Source organism: Thalassovita litoralis, from assembly GCF_900182725.1.
In the GTDB taxonomy this organism is placed as follows: Bacteria; Pseudomonadota; Alphaproteobacteria; order Rhodobacterales; family Rhodobacteraceae; genus Thalassobius; species Thalassobius litoralis.
Genome location: NZ_FXTO01000013.1, coordinates 57,219 through 78,133 on the forward strand (window position 1 = coordinate 57,219; position 20,915 = coordinate 78,133).

General features: G+C 60.0%; 18 protein-coding genes. 5 read left to right on the plus strand and 13 right to left on the minus strand.

The genetic code is table 11. The features are described 5' to 3' along the window. Positions 1-171 precede the first annotated feature (171 nt). Together FN828_RS11385 and FN828_RS11390 are read right to left on the minus strand one after the other, a co-directional pair. Positions 172-1,992, minus strand: coding sequence for an ABCB family ABC transporter ATP-binding protein/permease (locus FN828_RS11385; RefSeq protein ID WP_142493602.1), 1,821 nt, complete (start codon positions 1,990-1,992; stop codon positions 172-174). Between the two features lie 106 nt (positions 1,993-2,098). Further along, the gene (locus FN828_RS11390; RefSeq protein WP_142493605.1) at positions 2,099-3,628 is read right to left on the minus strand and encodes a LysM peptidoglycan-binding domain-containing protein; all 1,530 of its coding nucleotides are present in this window, start codon (positions 3,626-3,628) and stop codon (positions 2,099-2,101) included. Between the two features lie 103 nt (positions 3,629-3,731). Here FN828_RS11390 and FN828_RS11395 point away from each other — a divergent pair, with 103 nt between their 5' ends. After that, positions 3,732-4,283: an LOG family protein gene (locus FN828_RS11395; protein WP_142493606.1), complete on the plus strand. Its 552-nt coding sequence runs from the start codon at positions 3,732-3,734 to the stop codon at positions 4,281-4,283. Here FN828_RS11395 and rarD read toward each other — a convergent pair. From rarD to FN828_RS11425, 6 genes are all read right to left on the minus strand, one after another. Beyond that, entirely contained in the window at positions 4,190-5,140 is a 951-nt protein-coding gene (rarD, locus tag FN828_RS11400; protein WP_142493607.1) for an EamA family transporter RarD, read from the minus strand. The genes FN828_RS11395 and rarD overlap by 94 nt on opposite strands. Before the next feature lie 124 nt (positions 5,141-5,264). Next, the gene (locus FN828_RS11405) at positions 5,265-5,864 is read right to left on the minus strand and encodes a superoxide dismutase (protein ID WP_142493608.1); all 600 of its coding nucleotides are present in this window, start codon (positions 5,862-5,864) and stop codon (positions 5,265-5,267) included. Between the two features lie 147 nt (positions 5,865-6,011). Then, positions 6,012-6,584, minus strand: coding sequence for a sarcosine oxidase subunit gamma (locus tag FN828_RS11410; protein ID WP_142493609.1), 573 nt, complete (start codon positions 6,582-6,584; stop codon positions 6,012-6,014). Then, positions 6,577-9,570, minus strand: a complete 2,994-nt coding sequence (locus tag FN828_RS11415; RefSeq protein ID WP_142493610.1) for a sarcosine oxidase subunit alpha family protein — start codon at positions 9,568-9,570, stop codon at positions 6,577-6,579. The genes FN828_RS11410 and FN828_RS11415 overlap by 8 nt, the downstream gene beginning before the upstream one ends. Then, entirely contained in the window at positions 9,567-9,896 is a 330-nt protein-coding gene (locus tag FN828_RS11420) for a sarcosine oxidase subunit delta (RefSeq protein ID WP_142493611.1), read from the minus strand. The genes FN828_RS11415 and FN828_RS11420 overlap by 4 nt, the downstream gene beginning before the upstream one ends. A 58-nt stretch (positions 9,897-9,954) precedes the next feature. Then, positions 9,955-11,199: a sarcosine oxidase subunit beta family protein gene (locus FN828_RS11425; RefSeq protein WP_142493612.1), complete on the minus strand. Its 1,245-nt coding sequence runs from the start codon at positions 11,197-11,199 to the stop codon at positions 9,955-9,957. A 191-nt stretch (positions 11,200-11,390) separates the two neighbouring features. Here FN828_RS11425 and ccmI point away from each other — a divergent pair, with 191 nt between their 5' ends. Genes ccmI through FN828_RS11440 form a run of 3 tightly spaced genes read left to right on the plus strand, consistent with a single transcriptional unit; the run spans position 11,391 to position 13,320 of the window. Next, positions 11,391-12,614, plus strand: coding sequence for a c-type cytochrome biogenesis protein CcmI (ccmI, locus tag FN828_RS11430; RefSeq protein WP_142493613.1), 1,224 nt, complete (start codon positions 11,391-11,393; stop codon positions 12,612-12,614). Beyond that, positions 12,614-13,090, plus strand: a complete 477-nt coding sequence (ruvX, locus tag FN828_RS11435; RefSeq protein WP_142493614.1) for a Holliday junction resolvase RuvX — start codon at positions 12,614-12,616, stop codon at positions 13,088-13,090. Before ccmI ends, ruvX begins: the two co-directional genes overlap by 1 nt. Continuing rightward, on the plus strand, positions 13,087-13,320 hold the full coding sequence (locus FN828_RS11440; protein WP_142493615.1) for a DUF1289 domain-containing protein: 234 nt from the start codon (positions 13,087-13,089) through the stop codon (positions 13,318-13,320). The genes ruvX and FN828_RS11440 overlap by 4 nt, the downstream gene beginning before the upstream one ends. Before the next feature lie 55 nt (positions 13,321-13,375). Here the strand turns inward: FN828_RS11440 and FN828_RS11445 are convergent, their stop codons facing one another. From FN828_RS11445 to glpD, 5 genes are all read right to left on the minus strand, one after another. After that, complete coding sequence (locus FN828_RS11445; RefSeq protein ID WP_142493616.1) at positions 13,376-14,200, minus strand: sulfite exporter TauE/SafE family protein; 825 nt, start codon at positions 14,198-14,200, stop codon at positions 13,376-13,378. Positions 14,201-14,266: 66 nt separating this feature from the next. Further along, on the minus strand, positions 14,267-15,277 hold the full coding sequence (dusA, locus tag FN828_RS11450) for a tRNA dihydrouridine(20/20a) synthase DusA (protein ID WP_268987207.1): 1,011 nt from the start codon (positions 15,275-15,277) through the stop codon (positions 14,267-14,269). Positions 15,278-15,544: 267 nt separating this feature from the next. Beyond that, positions 15,545-16,054, minus strand: coding sequence for an alkylphosphonate utilization protein (locus tag FN828_RS11455; protein ID WP_142493617.1), 510 nt, complete (start codon positions 16,052-16,054; stop codon positions 15,545-15,547). Positions 16,055-16,123: 69 nt separating this feature from the next. After that, positions 16,124-17,611, minus strand: coding sequence for a glycerol kinase GlpK (gene glpK / locus FN828_RS11460; RefSeq protein ID WP_142493618.1), 1,488 nt, complete (start codon positions 17,609-17,611; stop codon positions 16,124-16,126). Positions 17,612-17,650: 39 nt separating this feature from the next. Continuing rightward, positions 17,651-19,219: a glycerol-3-phosphate dehydrogenase gene (gene glpD, locus FN828_RS11465; RefSeq protein ID WP_235891463.1), complete on the minus strand. Its 1,569-nt coding sequence runs from the start codon at positions 19,217-19,219 to the stop codon at positions 17,651-17,653. A gap of 261 nt (positions 19,220-19,480) precedes the next feature. On the opposite strand from glpD, the gene FN828_RS11470 reads away from it, so the two are divergent. Continuing rightward, complete coding sequence (locus tag FN828_RS11470; protein ID WP_142493620.1) at positions 19,481-20,911, plus strand: circularly permuted type 2 ATP-grasp protein; 1,431 nt, start codon at positions 19,481-19,483, stop codon at positions 20,909-20,911. Positions 20,912-20,915: the final 4 nt, after the last annotated feature.

Here is a 20,915-nt window from a genome sequence, read left to right on the forward strand (position 1 = left end):
CGCTGACACCGCCCAAGCCAATGGGGGTCCGGCCGCACAGCATCGGACCGCATTCAGCACTAACGATCAAGACCATGACACCGAATGATCTGTGACGCCAAAATCAAGCGCACGCGATTGGACGTCGAAGTGTGTGCCTCTGGATTGGCTATCTGATCATCACCATGACATTCAGGCCGCCTCTTCCTCGGATTGTTGGCGGGTCCACAGGCTGTAATACCGGCCCCGTCCGGCCAGAAGTTCGGCATGGGTGCCTTGTTCCACCACTTCGCCCTGTTCCAGCACCACGATGTTATCCGCGTCGGCAATCGTCGACAGGCGGTGGGCGATGGTGATAACCGTCCGCCCCTGCCCGGCCCGCGCCAAGGCACCCTGAATTTCCCGTTCGGTATCGGTATCCAAGGCGCTGGTTGCTTCGTCCAACAGCAGGATCGGCGGGTTTTTCAGCAGGGTGCGTGCGATACCCACCCGCTGTTTTTCCCCACCAGACAATTTCAGCCCCCGTTCGCCCACTTGCGTATCGTAGCCTTCGGGTAAGGACAGGATGAAATCGTGAATCTGGGCGGCTTTTGCGGCTTCGATCACGTCGGCCTCGGTCGCGTCGCCCCGGCCATAGGCGATATTGTACCGGATTGAATCGTTGAACAGGACCGTGTCCTGCGGCACCACGCCGATGACGCTGTGCAGGCTGTCCTGCGTCACGTCCCGCACGTCCTGCCCGTCAATCGTCAGCACCCCGCCCTGCACATCATAGAAGCGGAACAACAGGCGCCCAATGGTGGATTTACCCGACCCGGACGAGCCCACGATTGCCACGGTTTGTCCCGCAGGCACGTCAATCGACACGCCTTTTAGAATGGGGCGCGCGGCGTCATAGCCAAACTGAACATCCCGCAGGTGAACATGCCCGCCAGACACGGAAATATCCGGCGCGCCGGGTTTGTCCTTCACCTCGGCCGGTTGTTCCAGCAGGTGAAACATTTCGCTCATATCCACCAGCGATTGCCGGATTTCACGATAGACCGTTCCCAGAAAATTCAGCGGCATGGTGATCTGGATCATATAGGCGTTGACCATGACGAAATCGCCCACGGTCAGCTTGCCTTGCTCCACACCAATCGCGGCCATCACCATTACGATCACCAGCCCACCCGTGATCAGAAACGCCTGACCGAAATTCAGAAAGGACAGCGAATAGGCGGTTGAAAGCGCGGCTTTTTGATAGCCTTCCATCGCGTGATCATAGCGGGCGGCTTCGCGCGCTTCAGCGCCGAAATATTTCACCGTTTCAAAATTCAGCAGGCTATCAATTGCCTTTTGGTTGGCGTCTGTGTCCTGTTCATTCATCTTGCGGCGCAGTTTCACCCGCCATTCGGTGACGGCAAAGGTGAACTTCACATAGGCCGCAATCGTCACGGCCACCACGACCAGATACCAGACATCGAACATCCAGAACAGGATGACCGCGATCATCAGCAGTTCCAAAATCAGCGGCCCGATGGAAAACAGCATGAAGCGCAGCAGGAATTCCACGCCCTTTACGCCGCGTTCGATGATCCGGCTTAGCCCCCCGGTTTTACGCGTGATGTGATAGCGCATGGACAGGCGGTGGATATGGGTAAAGGTTTCCAACGCCAACGTCCGCAACGCCCGCTGCCCCACCAGTGCGAAAATCGCATCGCGCAATTGCTGGAACCCGTTCGACATCAGCCGCGCCAGACCATAGGCGATGGTCAACCCCACAGCCCCCAGCATCAGGGGCGGCGCGTCCAGCGCCAGCGCGTCCACCGCATCCTTGTAAAGCATTGGGGTTACGACAGAAATCACCTTTGCCACGATCAGGGTAATCATCGCCCCGATCACCCGCCATTTGATTTCGGGATGGCCTTCGGGCCACAGATAAGGCGCGACGCGGCGAATGGTGGCCCAGCCGTTATTCTGCGTCAGATCAGGATCAGTTTCCGAAGAGGGCTGGGCGTGGCGGTGTCGCATGGTGGTATCCTTTCAACGCCTCACAGATAGGGCGGCAGCCCCAAAATGACCAGAGACAGAAAAACGGGGCGCACCCGCGCCCCGCCTGTTCGGACTGTATCAAAAACTATTCAGGAACGACAAACACTTGCCCCGGATAGATCAAATCGGGGTCGCGTATGCGGTCCTTGTTTGCCTCGTACACGCGCACATACAGGATGCCTTCGCCATACCGATCCCGCGCAATGGCCCACAGGGTCGATCCGGGCTGAACCGTGACCACACGCACAGGCGGCTGGGCCGGGGCATCCGGGGATGCCGGTTCGGATGCCGCAACGGTTTCCGGGGCTTCACGTTTGAACGGCGTTTCGATCCGGCTGAGTACTTTGCCAGTCTCATTCACTTCGTCCACGCGCAGGGTATAAACGCCGGGGGCGATATCGGTCAAAATCGCCGTCCATTCCCCGGCCCCGTCAATATTGCTGCGCCCGACAGCGGCGTTATTCAGATAAAGCTGCACAAACTGCCCCGGATTGCCGCGTCCGGTCACGCTGACATCGCCGCTTGCGGTATAGCTGATCGCATCAATCACAACGCTTGTCAGGGTGTCGGCTTCATCCGCAGCGGCGGCGGGTTGCACCACCTTTACGCCGTCCTTGTCCGCAAGAATGACCGCGGGGGCCTTGGCGGGTTTGGCTGGTTCCGGTTGCGGTGTTGCCGCAGGCTCCTGCGCGGGGTCTGCGGTTTTTTCAGCAACAACAGGGACTTGAGGGGTGCTCATATCCTGATTTTCAGCGGGTGCTTTGGGCTGATCGGCCACGACAGGCGCGGGTTGTTGTTGTGCGGGTTCCGCATTTTCAGCCGGTGCTGACGCGGGGTCCGGCTTTGTATCCGGGGTCGCTTTAGCAGCAGGTTCAGGCTTTGGTTCGGGCTGTGGCTTAGGATCAGCTTTCGGTTCCGGCTGCACGGCGGCCACTGTGACTGGCGTACCGGGGTCCGAGGGCGCAGGTTGCGCAGGTTCGGCCTTGGCCGGATCGGCCTCGACCACGGTAACGGGTTGGGGTTGCGTGTCCGCACGTGGGGTTTCCTGCGCCGGGGAGTCCTTGGCAGGCTCTGTTGTCGGCTCTGCCGCTGCCACCTGTATCACAGGCGCGATAATCACGGTCTGATCCGATGCAATCTCTTGCCCATTGATCCGCATCAGCAGGCTGAGGACGCGCGGCGTTTCCGAAGGTTCGATTTGCACAAACGCTGCAAACTTCCCGTCCTGCCCCGGTTCGGAGTGCGTCAGAACCGCATTATCCAGCAGGATATCCAACACAGCGCCCACGGCGGCACGCCCAGCGACCAAGGTCGACCCATCCGGTTCAATCCGCACCACATCAAACGCCGGGGCGTCATAGATCATCGGATCAGGGGTCTTTGGGGTTTTTACGGGGGCAGGATCGGCCTTGGGCGCGGGGTCTGCCTTGACCTCTGGCTTTGCCTTGGGTGCGGGCGTCACAGGCTGCGCCACAGAAACCGGCGTATTGGCCGGATCGGGCATTTCGCGGTCGAACATCCCCATAAAATAGGCCCCGGCCACACCCGCAGCCACCACGACAGCCCCCGCGATGGTCAATGTCTGACCACCCAGAATTCCAGCTTCTTTGCTCATCCGTATCCTTCCAGCCCGTCCAATGCATCCCCTGACGGTTGAGCGAACATAGCAACAAGGGTATCAGGGGTCAAAACCGTGTTTCATCCAAGGATGCTTTCTCATGAAAACCGTTTCCGTCTGTGTCTATTGTGGCTCACGTCCCGGGAAACACCCCATTTATCAGCAACATGCCGAACAGTTGGGCACTCTTTTGGCTCAGCAAAACTGGCGGTTGGTGTACGGTGCGGGGGATGTTGGGCTGATGGGGTCCGTGGCGCGTTCAGCGCAATCCGCCGGGGCGGATACATTTGGCGTAATCCCGACCCACCTGATGAAATGGGAAGTGGGCAAAACCGATCTGACCCGTTTCATCGTGACCGAAAACATGCACGAGCGTAAAAAGGTCATGTTCATGAATTCGGACGCGATTGTGGTGCTGCCGGGCGGGGCCGGATCGCTGGATGAACTATTCGAGGTTCTGACCTGGAAGCAATTGAAACTGCACGACAAACCGATCCTTCTACTAAATTCGGACGGGTATTGGCAGCCGCTTCTGGACCTGCTGAACCATGTGGTCGATCAGGGTTTTGCCGATCCATCGCTTTTGGGGTTCTTCACCACGGTCGACACCCCCGAAGCTGCCATAGCAACCTTGCGCGAAAGCCTGTCCTGACGCAGGGTCGCCACGGAATAGATCGCCAGCGCGGTCCAGATCAGCCCAAAGGCAATAGCGTGCCATTGCCCGAACGGTTCCCCGAACACCAGAACGGCACATAAAAACTGCAAGGTCGGGTTCAGGTATTGCACCAATCCAACCGTCCCCAACGCCACCCGCTTCGTGGCAAAGGAAAACAGGATCAGCGGTGTCGCCGTTATCGGACCGGAAATCATCAACAGCACGGTATCGCGCAGGTTCGCACCATACGCTGCCTGCCCCTGTGACCAGCTAAGATACATCACGGTCAGCGCAATGGGGCAAAGCAGCATCACCTCGGCGGTCACAGATACGACCGGGCCAAGCGTCAGCTTTTTCTTGACCACGCCATAGATGCCAAAAGAAAGAGAAATAAGCAGCGCCACCCAAGGCGCGACCCCCAACCCAATCGTCAGAACCGATACCGCTAATGCCGCCAATCCAACGGCAAGCACCTGCATCCGGCCCAACCGTTCCCCAAAGAACAGAACACCAAACAGAACGGCCACCAGCGGGAACAGGTAATAGCCCAGCGATGCCTCCATCGCCTTGCTGATCTGGATCGACATGATGAAAAGAAACCAATTCGCCCCGATCATGAATGCCGCGAAAAAGATCACCAGCGCCGAACGCGGGGATTTTATCGCCTGAAACAGATCCCGCAGACGCCCCTGCCCGACCAATATCAGCGCGAAAAATACGAAAGACCAAAAGGTGCGGTGGGCCAAAACCTCGATCGGGGGGATGTGGGCCAGAAGTTTATAAAACAGGCCCGACAGGCCCCAAATCGTACAGGCGCCAACCAGCGCCAAAATCCCGCTTTTACCGTGTGTCATATTCGTCCCTCGCCCATCGACAGTGGCGCGGAACCGCCCCCGCCGCAAGCGGGTTTTGATCAAAAGAAAACCCCGCCCATAACAGGCGGGGTTCATTATCAGATAACAGCCGATTGTGCGGAAATTACAGGCGCGATGCCACGTTTTCCCAGTTCACCAGCTTGTCCAGGAAATTGGTCAGATAAGCCGGGCGCTTGTTACGGAAGTCGATGTAGTAGGAATGTTCCCACACGTCACAGCCCAACAGCGCGGTCTGACCAAAGCACAGCGGGTTCACGCCGTTTTCGGTTTTGGTGACTTTCAGGCCGCCATCTGCGTCCTTGACCAGCCAGCACCAGCCCGAACCGAATTGACCGGCCCCTGCGGCGGCGAAGTCGTCCTTGAATTTGTCGACCGAGCCAAAGGATTCAACGATGGCTTTTTCCAGCTCGCCGGGCATGGCGTTGCCGTTCGGCCCCATCATTTCCCAGAACTGCATGTGGTTCCAGTGCTGCGAAGCGTTGTTGAAGATACCGTTTTGCGCCACTGCACCAGCGGCATAGGTGCCGGTGATGATGTCTTCCAGCGACTTGCCTTCCCATTCGGTGCCAGCAATCAGCTTGTTGCCATTGTCGACATAGGCCTTGTGGTGCAGGTCGTGGTGGTATTCCAGCGTTTCCTTCGACATGCCCAGATCGGCCAGCGCGTCATGAGCATAGGGAAGATCGGGAAGTTCAAAAGCCATAATAAAACCCCTTTCCGGTTCGTGCGTTAGGTTCCTGCCGTAGATGGTAGCCTTGCGGGGGCAAGGTCAACCCCTAACCGGGATTTGGTGGAAATTCCTGCACCGGATTTCAACCCGGTGCAGATCATTCATGCGCCCCGAACACCCCTAGCGGAAATACCCCACCGGCCCGGCCTGCGCCGAGGTTGCCAGCACATCAAAGGCATATTGCGCAACAGACCGGAAGCAAACCACCTGCGCCACGCCTTCTTCGGGCAGCCAGAAGGCCGCGGCCACCTGCGCCATGCGGCTACGCCGAATGTCACCCGGCGCAAAAGCATCTGCCGACAGATCAGCGGGGGCCAGTTTGGCAATCACTTCGCGCACGGCGGCGGGTTTGCCGGTCAGGCGGAACAACGCCCGCGCATCCGACACATTCACCGCCAGAAAATGCGATCCCGCCATTGCCGCGTTCAACACATCCAACGCCGCTGTCACATCGCCATAGGGCAACAGGATCAGCAATTCGTCCGGTGACATCCATGCCACGGAACACGGCCCGGCATGGGTGATCTTGCGCAAGGCAGGCACATCCGCGCCCGTGGCCTGTTTCACCGCAGCCATCAGCGTTTCATCCGCCAGATTGCCGCGCAGGGTGATCATGCCTTGGGGTCCGATATCTTCGACCGTCACGGCACCCTTATGGAATGCGCCATTCAGCGCGCTGAGGGCCTCAGACATTCTGCTTCTCCCCGTCCTTGTCATAGAAGACCGGATCGCAAATCCGCGCCTTGATGATGGTTCCGTCGGTTTTCGGGAATTCGATCACTTCGCCCATGCGGTCCGGGCCGTTCAGCACCAGCCCCATTGCGATCCCCTTGCCCAGCGTGGGCGAATAATAGGTCGAAGTAACCCGCCCCTGCATGTTGCGCTGACCGTTTTCATTGCTGCCCGCCGCCGAGGCATAAGCCCCATCCGGCAAAACGGACCCGTCCAGCGTTTCCAGCCCCACCAGTTTCCAGCGGTTCGGATCGGTCATGTGGCTGCGTTGCTGACCGCGTTTCCCGATGAAGTCTTCCTTCTTCTTGGAAATCGCCCAATTCAGCCCCAGATCCTGCGGAATGACCGTGCCATCGGTTTCGTCCCCGATCATGATAAAGCCCTTTTCAGCACGCAGAACGTGCAAGGCTTCTGTCCCGTAGGGCATGATATTGAACTCGGCCCCGGCGGCGGCGATTTTGTCCCACAGCGCCTGACCATGCCCCGCATCCACGGCGATTTCATAGCTCAGCTCGCCCGAGAACGAGATCCGGTAAATCCGCACCTTGATCCCGGCCAGTTCGCCATCGGCCCATTCCATGAAGGCCAGCGCCTCTTTGGACACGTCCATGCCGCCCAGTTTTTCCAGCACCTTGCGGGCATTCGGACCAACCACAGCGATCTGGGCATATTGTTCGGTCACGTTGGCGGTATAGACCTGCATATCCCACCATTCGGTTTGCAGCCATTCCTCCATATGGGCGTGAATGCGATCCGCGCCGCCGGTGGTGGTGTGGCACAGGAACGTATCGTCGTCGATCCGCGCCACCACGCCGTCATCCATCAAGAAGCCGTTTTCCGAACACATCAGCCCATAGCGGCATTTGCCGGGTTTCAGCGTGGACATCATGTTGGTGTACATCAAGTCCATGAATTTCCCGGCATCCGGGCCTTTCACGATGATCTTACCCAGTGTCGAGGCATCCAGCATCCCCACACTGTTGCGCACCTGAAGGATTTCGCGGCTGACCGATTGTTCCACGCTTTCCCCGGTCCGGGGATAGCTGAATGGCCGCCGCCAATGGCCCACGGGTTCCCAATCGGCCTTTTGCGTATCATGCCAGTCGTGCATCGGTGTGCGGCGCAACGGTTGGAAAATCTCGCCCCGTGCCTCGCCCGCGATGGCCCCCATCGAAATCGGGGTATAGGGCGGGCGGAACGTGGTGGTCCCCGTCTGCGGGATCGGTTGATCCAACGCATCAGAAAGGATCGCCAAGCCGTTGATGTTGCTTAGCTTACCCTGATCCGTCGCCATGCCCAGCGTGGTGTACCGTTTGGTATGCTCAACGCTTTCATAGCCTTCACGGGCGGCCAGTTGCACATCGCTGACTTTTACATCGTTCTGGTAATCCAGCCACGATTTCATCTTTAGCTTGGCATTCGCGCCCTGCGGCATCAGCCAGACGGCCTGCATTGCGGCCTCGGGCGTGGCGGGAACGGCGGGGGTATCGGTGGACAGCCCCGCAACCTTGTTCCCGGCGGCGGTGGCATCGGCCATTACGTCAGCCAGTTGCATCGCCCCGCTGGCCGCGCCAGCCGTGACCACGAAACCTTTGCCATCCGCCCCTGTCGGGGCTTTGTCCGGGTCCGGGCGGAACATCGCGTGGGCATCATCCCAGATCAGTTTGCCACCACAATGGGACCACAGGTGAACCACCGGCGACCAACCGCCAGACATAGCCACGGCGTCACAGGCGATGGTTTCCAGCGCCGCGCCCTCGCCCGCTTGCAGGCAGACGGACACGCCAGTGACGCGCTTGCCGCCGTGGACCTTGGCAATGCCCTTTCCGGTTTCGACCCGGATGCCCAATGCGCGGGCTTCTTCGGCCAGTGCGCCGCCGCCCGTGGGACGGGCGTCCAGAATGGCGGGCACCATCATACCGGCCTGTTTCAGGGCAATCGCCGTGCGATACGCATCGTCGTTATTGGTGACAACCACGGTCCGGTCCCCGACCGACACGCCGTAGTTCACCACATAATCCCGCAGGGCACCGGCCAGCATCACCCCCGGAATATCATTCCCGGCAAAGCTGAGCGGGCGTTCAATCGCCCCGGTTGCGGTGATGATCTGCCCCGCCCGAATGCGCCACAAACGATGGCGCGGGCCTTGGGCCTGTGGGGCGTGATCAGTCAGACGTTCATAGCCCAGCACATAGCCATGATCATACACACCCGACGCCATGCAGCGATTGCGCAGGGTCACGTTAGGCAGGTTGCGCAGATCGGAAACCGTCTGATCCACCCAATCGGCAACTGGTTTTCCGTCCACTTCGCCACCATCGACCGGCGCGCGCCCGCCCCAATGGGCAGTCTGTTCCAGCACCAGCACCTTGGCACCGCTTTGCGCTGCAACACGCGCGGCCTGCAAACCAGCAACACCGCCGCCAACCACCAGAACATCCACATAGGCATAGAAATGTTCATAGGTATCCACGTCACGATCACGCGGCACTTTGCCCAGACCGGCGGATTGGCGCACAATGGGTTCAAACAGGTGCTTCCACGCGGCCCGCGGCGCCATGAAGGTTTTGTAATAGAACCCCGCAGGCAGGAACCGCGCGGCATAGTTATTCACCACACCCACGTCAAATTCCAAAGACGGCCAGTGGTTCTGGCTTTCGCTGTCCAGCCCGTCGAACAGTTCGGTGGTGGTGACACGCTGGTTCGGTTCAAACCGACCATCGCGGCCCAGCCCGACCAGCGCATTAGGTTCTTCCGCGCCGCTGGCCACAATGCCGCGCGGACGGTGATATTTGAACGAGCGGCCCACCAGCATCTGATCATTCGCCAGCAGCGCAGACGCCAGCGTATCGCCCTCGTATCCCTTGAAGTTTTTACCGTTGAAGGTAAAGCGCAGCGGCTTGCCTTTGTTCAGCAAACGGCCGCCAGAAGTCAGACGGGTGCTCATGCGAATTCCCTCCATGCCCAGCCGGGCCGTTTGGCGGTGATGGCGTCTTTGATGTCTTGCGGGGGTTCGGAAACCTGCGCGGAATAGGTGCCGAAAACCTCTAGCGTGGTGGTGCAGCGGGCGGCGTGAAACCATTTCCCGCAGCCATTGGCATGACGCCAGCGTTCAAAATGCACACCCTTGGGGTTTTCGCGCATGAACATATAGGTTTCGAACTCAGCATCCGAGGAACCGGGACCAAAGCGTTTCAGATGGGCCTCGCCACCGGCGCTGAGTTCGGTTTCATCGGCCATCACGCCGCAATAGGGGCATTGTAGGGTCAGCATGTGCCATTTCCTTTTGCGTTGAAAGGTGACGCAATAACAGTGTGTTGTGTGTGGTCCATCAGTGTGCCACCCCTGCCGCGACGCTTTCGTCGATAAACCGGCCTTCGGCAAAGCGGTTCATGCCGAATTCGTTTGCCAGCGGCGAATAGCCCTTGGCCATCAGTTCCGCCATCGCCCAGCCCGAACCGGGGATTGCCTTGAACCCGCCAGTGCCCCAGCCGCAGTTCACGAAAATCCCATCCACCGGCGTTTTGGAAATGATGGGCGACCGATCCCCGGTCATATCCACGATCCCGCCCCACTGGCGCAGCATTTTCAGACGGCTGATCATCGGGAAGGTTTCGATCAATGCGCGAACGGTTTCTTCGACATGGTGGAAGCTGCCGCGTTGGGTATAGTTGTTGAACCCATCGGTGCCGCCGCCGATCACCATTTCGCCCTTGTCCGATTGCGACATGTAGCCGTGAACCGTGTTGGCCATCACCACCACATCCATGCAGGGCTTGATCGGTTCGGATACAAGCGCCTGAAGCGCCAGCGATTCAATCGGCAGGCGGAACCCCGACATTTCGGCCATGACACCCGAATGCCCGGCCACGACGATGCCCAGCTTATCGCAATCAATCGCGCCTTTGGTCGTGTCTACGCCCACGACCTTATCACCGTCACGGCGCACGCCGGTGACTTCGCATTTCTGGATGATGTCCATCCCCATCGCCGAACAGGCGCGGGCATAGCCCCAGGCCACCGCATCGTGCCGCGCGGTGCCGCCACGGGGTTGCCACAGCCCCCCCAGAACCGGATAGCGCGGGCCGTCGATATTGATGATCGGCACCAGTTCCTTGACTTTTTCCGGCCCGATGAACTGTGTTTCGACCCCTTGCAGGGCATTGGCATGGGCGGTGCGCAGATAGCCCCGGACCTCGTGATGGGTTTGGGCCAGCATGATCACGCCACGCGGGCTGAACATCACGTTATAGTTCAGATCCTGCGACATGGTTTCGTACAGGCTGCGAGCCTTTTCATAGATCGCCGCTGACGGATCTTGCAGGTAGTTCGACCGGATGATCGTGGTGTTACGCCCGGTATTGCCGCCGCCCAGCCAGCCTTTTTCCAGCACGGCCACATTGGTGATGCCGAAATTTTTACCCAGATAATAGGCCGTGGCCAAACCGTGGCCCCCAGCGCCCACGATGATCACGTCATATTTCTTTTTGGGTTCTGGTGATGCCCATGCCCGTTCCCATCCAGTGTGGTAACGGGCGGCTTCACGGGCGATGGCAAAGGCGGAATAGCGTCTCATCGTTGTCTTCTGGACCTCGAATCCGGTGCGGGGAATACTGTGAACCCTAACTGGACCTAAGGGCCACTTCACCCCCGTTTCGAAGCGTCATGTTCACTCACAATTGCGACATGGTGGGGCATTGCGTCAGTTTGCCCTTTTTCCAATCGGGCGCGGGATATACATGTTTGCCGCAACCGAATGGAGGCACCATGCTGTTTTGGATCATCACCGGCGTCATCGCTTTTGTCGCGGCGGCCCTGCTGGCCGTGGCTCTTGTGCGGGGACGCACCGGGGCCGAAGCCCCTGCCGCTTATGACCTGCGGGTTTATCGTGACCAGTTAAAAGAGGTCGAACGCGATCTGGCTCGGGGCGTGATCAACGCCGAAGATGCAGAACGCACCAAGGCGGAAATCTCGCGCCGGATTCTGGCGGCGGATGCGCAGGTGCAGGCTGGTGGTGAAACCGGCGGCCAACCCGAAGGTCTGGGCCGTGGGCTGGCGATTGTGCTGGGTATGGCGCTGGTGGCGGGTTCCGTTGGATTATACTGGTCTTTGGGCGCACCGGGATATGGCGATCTGGGCCTGAAACACCGGATTGATCTGGCCAAAGACGCCCATGACACCCGCCCCAATCAGGCCGAGGCCGAAGCCCAGATGCCGCCGGGCAACCCGATGGGCGAACCGCCTGCCAACTATGTGGAATTGGTGGAAAAACTGCGCAAGGCCGTCGCGGACCGCCCCGGCGATTTGCAAGGCTATCAATTGCTGGCGCGGAACGAAGCGGCGCTTGGGAATTTCCAACAGGCCTATCAGGCGCAACAGCGTGTGCTGTCGATCAAGGGCGATGCCGCAGCAGCGCAGGATTACATTGATTACGCCGATCTGATGATTCTGGCGGCGGGGGGCTATGTGTCACCCGAAGCAGAAACCGCATTGCTGGCCGCCCTGTCGCGCGAGCCGCGCAATGGGGCCGCGCGCTATTACATGGGGTTGATGCTGATCCAGACAGGCCGCCCCGATCAGGCTTTCCGCGCATGGGATCGCCTGCTGCGCGAAGGTCCGGCAGATGCCCCGTGGATTCAACCCATCCGCGCCCAGATCGAAGACGCCGCCATGCGGGCTGGCGTGGAATACGCGCTGCCGCCCGAACCCGGCCTGAAAGGCCCCTCACAAGAGGACATGCAGGCCGCCGGGGAAATGAGCGCCGAAGACCGGCAGGAAATGATCCGGGGAATGGTATCCCAACTGGCGGACCGTCTGGCAACCGATGGCGGCACCCCCGACGAATGGGCGCGCCTGATTTCCGCCTATGGTGTGCTGGGGGAATTGGACAAGGCCCGCTCGATCTGGAACGAGGCGCAGATGGTGTTCAAGGACCGCCCCGATGCGCTGGAAACTGTGCGCGCCGGGGCGCAGCGGGCCGGATTGCAGTAATGGTTCTGGATGAATTTGATGCCTTCGCAGCAGCCCTGCCCCGGCATGGGGCTTTGATGGGGCTGGATCTGGGAACCAAAACCATTGGCGTCGCGCTGTCGGATGTGCTGCGCGGCGTGGCCACGCCGGTCGAAACCGTGAAACGCAAGAAATTCACGCTGGATGCCGCACGCCTGCTGGAAATCGCCGCTGCACGACAAGTATCCGGCCTGTTGCTGGGATTACCTCGGAACATGGACGGGTCCGAAGGACCGCGCTGCCAATCCACGCGGGCCTTTGCCCGCAATCTGGCCGGGTTGACCGAACTGCCGATTGGATTTTGGGACGAACGCCTGTCCACCGTCGCGGCCGAACGTGCGCTGCTAGAGGCTGACACCTCGCGCAAGCGGCGGGCCGAATTGATTGATAACGTGGCCGCGTCCTACATCCTGCAAGGGGCGCTGGATCGGCTGCGCCATATGGGAACGGGCGCATGAGTGATGGAATTTGGCAACGCGATGAAGTCGCCTCGCCCTGTGTGAAAATCTGCCTGATCCACCCGCAAGAGCGGCTGTGCACAGGATGCCTGCGTACGCTGGATGAAATCGCCCAATGGTCAAAAATGTCGAATGCCCAGCGGCGCGAACTGATGGCAGAATTGCCCGCCCGCGCCCCGCGCCTGCAAAAACGCCGGGGTGGTCGGGCCGCCCGGATCACGCAAAGCTAAGGGCCGCACCCAGACGGCTGCGGCCCCTTCTTTTCAGTTGCGATGTGGGATCGGATTAATATCCCAATGCCTTGCGTAGCATATTCAGTGCAACCAGCGTCAGAAACACCGCGAAAACCCGCTTCAACGGCTTGGGGTCCAGCGAATGCGCCAGCTTCACCCCCAGCGGCGCGGTGATCAGCGTCATCGCAATGATGACCCCGAATGCGACCAGATTAACGGCTCCGATGGTAAAAGGCGGTCGCACCGCCGGGTCGATCCCCAACATCAGAAAGCCAATAACCGACGGCACAGCAATGATTACGCCAAATCCCGCCGCCGTTGCCACAGCGCGGTGAATCGGGACGTTGTGCAGGCTCATCAACGGCACCCCGAAGCTGCCGCCGCCAATGCCCATCAACACCGACAGAAAGCCAACACCGGGCGATAGCGTGGCGCGTTTCAACCCTTTGGGCATTTCCTGTCCCAGCCGCCAATGCGCCTTACCCAGCCCCATGTACAGGCCAACCACCAACGCCAGACAGCCGAAAATCAATTGCAATGTCGACGATCGCAGCGACGCCACCGTCAGCATCCCCACCACGGCACCAAGCGCAATGCCCGGCGCCCAGGTCCGCAAGATTTCCCAGTCTACCGCGCCTTTTTTGTTATGGCTCAGCACCGACCGGACCGAGGTCACGATGATTGTCGCCAGTGAAGTCGCCAAACAAATCTGCATCAATTGCGGGCTGTCATATCCCAGCGTCTTGAACGCATAAAAAAACGCCGGAACCAGCACGATACCGCCCCCCACGCCCAGCAATCCGGCCAAAACCCCGGCAAACGCGCCGATGGCCATCAACATCACCAACATCATCACCAGCAAGGAAATATCAGGCATCGCGTCACTCCTGTTTTATGCACCCGCGCCTTCATAACCCCCGGCACGCCTGAAATAACAGGGAAATTACACAGCTTGCAGGATATGCAACAATGCTTGCTCCACCAGCGCCGGGCCAGCGCCGGGTTTATGCGCCCCTTCAGACAGGCACCGCCGCCACAACCGCGCACCGGGACGCCCCGCAAACAGGCCCAGCATATGCTTTGTGACCTGCGCCAGTTTACCACCGTGGCTTAGGTGCGTTTCGATATATGGCAGCATTTGGCGCACTACGGCCACGGGATCGCTGCCCGAACCTGTCCCATAGATCAGCGGGTCGGCCTGACACAGAATATCCGCCGGTTGATGATAGGCTGCCCGCCCGATCATCACCCCGTCCAAGCCATCGCTCAGCAAGGCCTGCGCCTGTGCCAAGGACGTTACGCCGCCATTGATGGACAGGTGCAAATGCGGGAAACGCTGTTTCATACGCCGCACCAGATCGTAGTCCAGCGGTGGAATATCCCGGTTTTCCTTGGGCGACAGACCTTGAAGCCACGCTTTGCGGGCATGGATCGTGAACCGCCCACACCCTGTCCCGCTCACCGTTTCCAGAAACGCAGGCAAGATCAGTTCGGGGTCTTGGTCATCCACACCGATCCGGCATTTCACCGTCACCTCATCGCCGATTGCGTCCTGCATCGCCTTTATGCATTCCGCGACCAGATCGGGCTGCTTCATCAGAACCGCCCCGAATGTCCCCGACTGCACCCGATCCGAAGGACAGCCGACGTTCAGGTTAATTTCATCATAGCCTGCTTCGCGTCCCAGCTTGGCCGCCTGTGCCAGCTCTGCCGGGTCCGACCCGCCCAATTGCAGGGCAACGGGATGTTCTTGGGGGGAATAGTCAAGCAAATGCAAAGCCCCCCCGCGCACCAAGGCCGGGGATGTAACCATTTCCGTATACAGCAAGGTTTCGCGCGACAACAGCCGATGAAAATACCGACAATGCCGGTCTGTCCAATCCATCATCGGGGCGACGGAAAGCTTTGCGCTTCGGCATATATCTGATTTTGAACTACTTTTCTCAGATGTCAGCACTTTACAACTTGCCCGCGTTGTTCTGTTCTTTACTTGATTTTGCCCATTTCGGACCAGGGGAACAACACCGTCGTCCCCTGTCCGCCCACATAGCCGCATGTGGGCGCAAAGGCCAGACTGCCGCCTGTCGTGCAGAAACAAACCCGCGCAGAAAGGCAGATGCGCCAAGGATGATCCCCGAAGTCTGTCAGAACAGATATTCGGAGATCCCAAAATCATTTGAACATGGTCGTGCCAGCGGGATTGCCCCCGCCGGACGAATGATCAGGATTTCTTGACGAACTGGGTCAGGATCACGATGCGCTGGCCTTCGACGCGGCCTTCGATATGTTCCGCGTTATCCGGCACCAGCGAAATGTTACGTACCGCCGTCCCGCGCTTGGCGGTAAAACCCGCACCCTTGACCGGCAAGTCCTTGATCAGCACCACGGTATCACCACCGCTTAGCACAGCGCCATTGCTGTCCTTATGCACCACATCGGGGGTGGCGGACAGGCCCGCTTCGGCCCAACTCAGAACCTCGGGTTCCAGATAGGCAATGTCCAGCAAATCTGTGGCCCATGCCGCATCCAGTTTGTGCAGCAACCGCCACGCAGTAACCTGCACCGCCGGTTCGGTGCTCCAGATCGCGTCGTTCAGACATTTCCAATGCGGGGTGTCTTCGGGGGTGCCTTCGGCCCCTGCGCGGCAGGTGTCGCACAGCAGGATCGTTTCGTCGCGGGGTGCAACAGTGAATTCGGTGGCCGCATCGGCCCCGCATAATGCACAAGTCATGGGATACTCCTTAGTAGATTGATGCCCTTATGCGTGCGCAGGCGGAAACTGTCCATGCGACAGATACCATTATACGCTCATCGTGGCCGCAACCGCCCGTTTCCAGCGGGCATATTTCGCATCGCGCCACGCCGCATCCCGCACCGGGGCAAAGCGCCGTTCAGCCGCCCAGCGCGCCGCAAAGCCCGCCTGATCCGGGTATATCCCAGCCTGCATTCCAGCCAGCCACGCCGCCCCCAAGGCCGTCGTTTCCAACCCGTGCGGGCGATCTACCGGCGCGCCCAGAATATCCGCCAGAAACTGCATCGTCCAATCCGAGGCCGCCATTCCCCCATCGACCCGCAGCACGGTCTGATCACATTCGGGCCAGTCGGCCTGCATCGCCTCTAGCAGATCACGGGTTTGCAATCCCACGCTTTCCAGCGCTGCACGGGCAAATTCCGCCGGGCCGGAATTGCGCGTCAGCCCGAACACCGCGCCGCGCGTGTCCGGCGACCAATAGGGAGCGCCCAATCCGGTAAAGGCTGGAACCATCACCAAATCCTGTGCTGCATCCGCCGCCGGTGCCAAATCCCCGGTCTGGTCGGCCCGCTGGATCAAACCCAACCCATCGCGCAGCCATTGCACCACGGCCCCGGCAATGAAAATCGCCCCTTCCAACGCATAGCTGCGCTGTCCGTTCAACTGATAGGCCACGGTGGTCAGCAAACGGTTTTGCGACTGCACCGCCCTGTCGCCGGTGTTCAGCAAGGCAAAACACCCCGTCCCATAGGTGGATTTCATCATCCCCGGCGTGAAACAAGCCTGCCCGATCGCCGCCGCCTGCTGATCCCCGGCCACGCCCAGAATGGGGACCGATCCCCCCAACAGGGTGGTATCCCCGAACGATCCCGCGCAATCGCGCACCTCGGGCAGCAGGCTGCGCGGAATGTCCAGCGCCGCGCAAATGTCATCGCTCCAATCGCCGCGGTGAATGTCGTACAGCATGGTCCGCGCCGCATTGGTGGCGTCAGTGGCGTGAACACGGCCTTCGGTCAGTTTCCAGATCAGATAGCAATCGACAGTGCCAAAGCGCAGCTTACCCGCTTCTGCCCGATCCCGTGCGCCCGGCACATTGTCCAGCAGCCATTTCAGCTTTGTCCCGGAAAAATACGGATCCAGCAGCAGCCCCGTTTGTCGCCGGATCAGCGGCTCCAGTCCTTCGTCCCGCAACCGACGACACAGCGCCGCCGTGCGCCGGTCCTGCCAGACAATCGCATTGTACAAACATACGCCGGTGTCAGCATCCCACAGCAACGTGGTTTCCCGCTGGTTGGTGATCCCGATCCCGGCCAGTTCCGCCGCCGTCACCCCGGCCTGCATCAGCGCCGCCTGCGCGGACCGCAGCGTGGTTTGCCACAGATCGTCAGGCGCATGTTCCACCCAGCCCGAATCCGGGAAATGCTGTGGGAATTCTTCCTGTGCCTGCGCAATGGGGCGCATCGCGGCATCGAACACGATCCCCCTGCTGGATGTCGTCCCCTGATCCAATGCCAGAATATAGCCGGAACCCGCCATTTCGCCTCTCCCTCTTTGCCGATCAATCTGACGCAGAATTTAATGCGGTTCCACCCCTTCGCGTCTGTGCTGTGCCATCCAATCGCGGATCACAGCCACCTGATCCGGCGTTAGATGCAACCCCAGCCGGGTCCGTCGCCAAATGACATCCTCGACCGCTTGCGCATATTCGCGGGTCATCAGCCAGCGCAGTTCCGCCTCGCTGAACCCGGCACCGAAATCGAGGCCCAGATCGTCAGGGCTTTGCGCCTTGCCCAACACATCCCACGCATCGGTGCCATAGGCCCGAAACAACCGCAACGCCTGCGCCGCTGCCAGAAACGGGTAATCCTCCAGCAACGCTTGCGCCCGCGCCCCGGCCTGATCCACCGGGAAATCCCCACCGGGCAGCGCCACATCTGCCGTCCATGGCCCCGCCAATCCCGGCAACACCGGGGCCAGCTTTTCCAGCGCATGTTCCGCCAACTTGCGATAGGTCGTGATCTTGCCGCCAAACACCGACAGCAGCGATCCGTCCGCTTCCAGTTCCAGCACATAATCCCGCGTGGCCGATTGCGCCGCCCCTGCCCCGTCATCATACAACGGACGCACCCCCGAATAGGCCCAGACCACATCGCTTTCGCACAATTGCTGCCGGAAATAGCGGTTCGCAAAATCCAGCAAATAGGCGGTTTCCCCCGCCGTGATCTGCGGTGCGTGATCCGGCGTGTCGTGATCCTGATCCGTGGTGCCGATCAGCGTGAAATCCTGCTCATAGGGGATGGCAAAGATGATCCGCCCATCCGGCCCTTGCAGGAAATAACATTTGTCATGCTCAAACAGGCGCGGCACTACGATATGCGACCCGCGCACCAGCCGCACATGCGCCCGCCCGGTGCTGCCGACCCGGCCCAATACCTGTTCCACCCACGGCCCGGCGGCATTCACCAGAACCCGCGCACGCACCTGTTGCCGTGTTCCCCCGTGTTGCAGGTCTATCAGCCAGACATCCCCGTCCCGCTTTGCCGCCATCACCTCGGTCCGCAGGAACAGCTTTGCGCCGCGTTGTTCGGCTTCGCGGGCATTCAGCACCACCAGCCGGGAATCCTGTACCCAGACATCGGAATATTCATAGCCGCGCGTGATCCCATCCCGCAGCGCCGCCCCCGCCGGATCGCGCGTCAGGTCCAGCGCCCGTGTCGCAGGCAGGATATGCCGCCCGCACAAGTGATCGTATAAAAACAGCCCCGCCCGGATCACCCATGCCGGACGCCGCCCTTTGAGCCACGGCATCACCCGGCCCAGCACCCGCCCTGCCGGAGTTTCCCGGTCAAACCGCATGTCTGGCGCAATCGGCAACACGAACCGCATCGGCCACGCGATATGGGGCATCGCTGTCAGCAACCTTTCGCGTTCAATCAGCGCCTCGCGCACCAGACGCAGTTCAAAATATTCCAAATAGCGCAGCCCGCCGTGAAACAACTTCGTCGAAGCCGAGGACGTTGCGCCCCCCAGATCGCCCTTTTCCACCAGCGCCACGCGCAAACCACGCCCTGCCGCGTCGCGGGCAATACCACAGCCGTTGACCCCGCCACCGATCACGAACAGATCGTAAATCCTGTTATCCATACTGCTCTCCTGCGTCGCCGGGCCATTCCCTGCCCGGCCTTGCCGCATCAGGTCAAGCGCCCCACCACGGGCGGATTAAAACTTCATCAAACTATTACACGTCTTGCCCCACTCCGTCGGCTTCTGCCACCGGGCAGCGCAATTGATTAAACTTTGGGCAAAACCTCGCATATTTTCTGGAATAAAACGGCGCTCCCTTGTGCATTTGCTCGCAAACACATCAAATCGACTCACACGAAACTCTCGACACACAGCGGGACTATGGATACGAAACCACGCTTCTTCGACGAGATGTATGACGCCTCGGGCACCCCCCGAGACCCTTACAGCCTTTATAGCGATTGGTTCGGCCAAGAAGACATCAAGCACTTGCGCAACAAATCGCAAGAGGCCGAAGCCTTCTTTCGCCGGATCGGCATCACCTTCAACGTTTATGGCCAGCAAGAGGCAGACGAACGTCTGATCCCCTTTGACATCGTGCCGCGGATCATTTCCGCGCGTGAATGGGCGCGGCTGGAACAAGGGATCGAACAGCGCGTTCGCGCCATCAATGCCTTTCTTTATGACATTTACCACCGACAGGAAATTCTGCGCGCGGGGCGCATCCCTGCGGAGCTGATCGCCCGAAACGAGGCATTCCTGCCCCAAATGATCGGCGTCAACCCGCCCGGTGGCGTCTATACCCATATCGTCGGCATCGACCTTGTGCGCACGGGCGAGGATGATTTCTTTGTCCTCGAAGATAACGCACGCACCCCGTCGGGCGTCAGCTACATGCTGGAAAACCGCGAAACGATGCTGCAAATGTTCCCCGAGCTGTTTACCAAGCTCAAGGTTCGGCCCGTGTCGCATTACCCGCAAAACCTGCGCCGGTCCCTGTCCGATTGCGCGCCGCCCGCCTTTGCCGGGGATAAACCCGTGGTCGCGGTGCTGACGCCGGGTATCTATAATTCGGCCTATTTTGAACACGCCTTTCTGGCAGATCAGATGGGCGCTGAACTGGTGGAATCCCATGATCTGCGCATCGTCGACAGCCGCGTTTGTATGCGCACCACCCGCGGCTACAAGGCCATCGACGTGCTGTATCGCCGGGTCGATGATGACTATCTGGATCCGCTGAATTTCAATCCCAATTCCATGCTGGGCGTCCCCGGCATCATGGATGTGTACCGCGCGGGCGGCATCACCATCGCCAACGCTCCCGGCACCGGCATCGCGGATGATAAGGCGCTGTATAGCTACATGCCCGACATCGTGGAATTCTACACTGGCGAAAAGGCGATCCTGCAAAACGTGCCGACCTGGCGCTGTTCAGAACCCGACAGTCTGAAATACGTTCTGGATCACCTGTCCGAATTGGTGGTGAAAGAGGTCCACGGATCGGGCGGTTACGGCATGTTGGTCGGCCCCGCCGCCAGCAAACGCGAACTGGCCCGGTTTGAAAAGAAACTGCGCGCCAAGCCGTCCAATTATATCGCCCAGCCCACGCTGGCGCTGTCCACCGTGCCGATCATGGCCAAAAAGGGATTGGCCCCGCGCCATGTGGACCTGCGCCCCTTTGTGCTGGTGTCGCCCGAAAAAATCCGCATCACGCCCGGCGGCCTGACCCGTGTGGCGCTGAAAGAAGGCTCGCTGGTGGTGAACTCATCTCAGGGCGGCGGAACCAAGGATACATGGGTGCTGGGGGACTAAGACA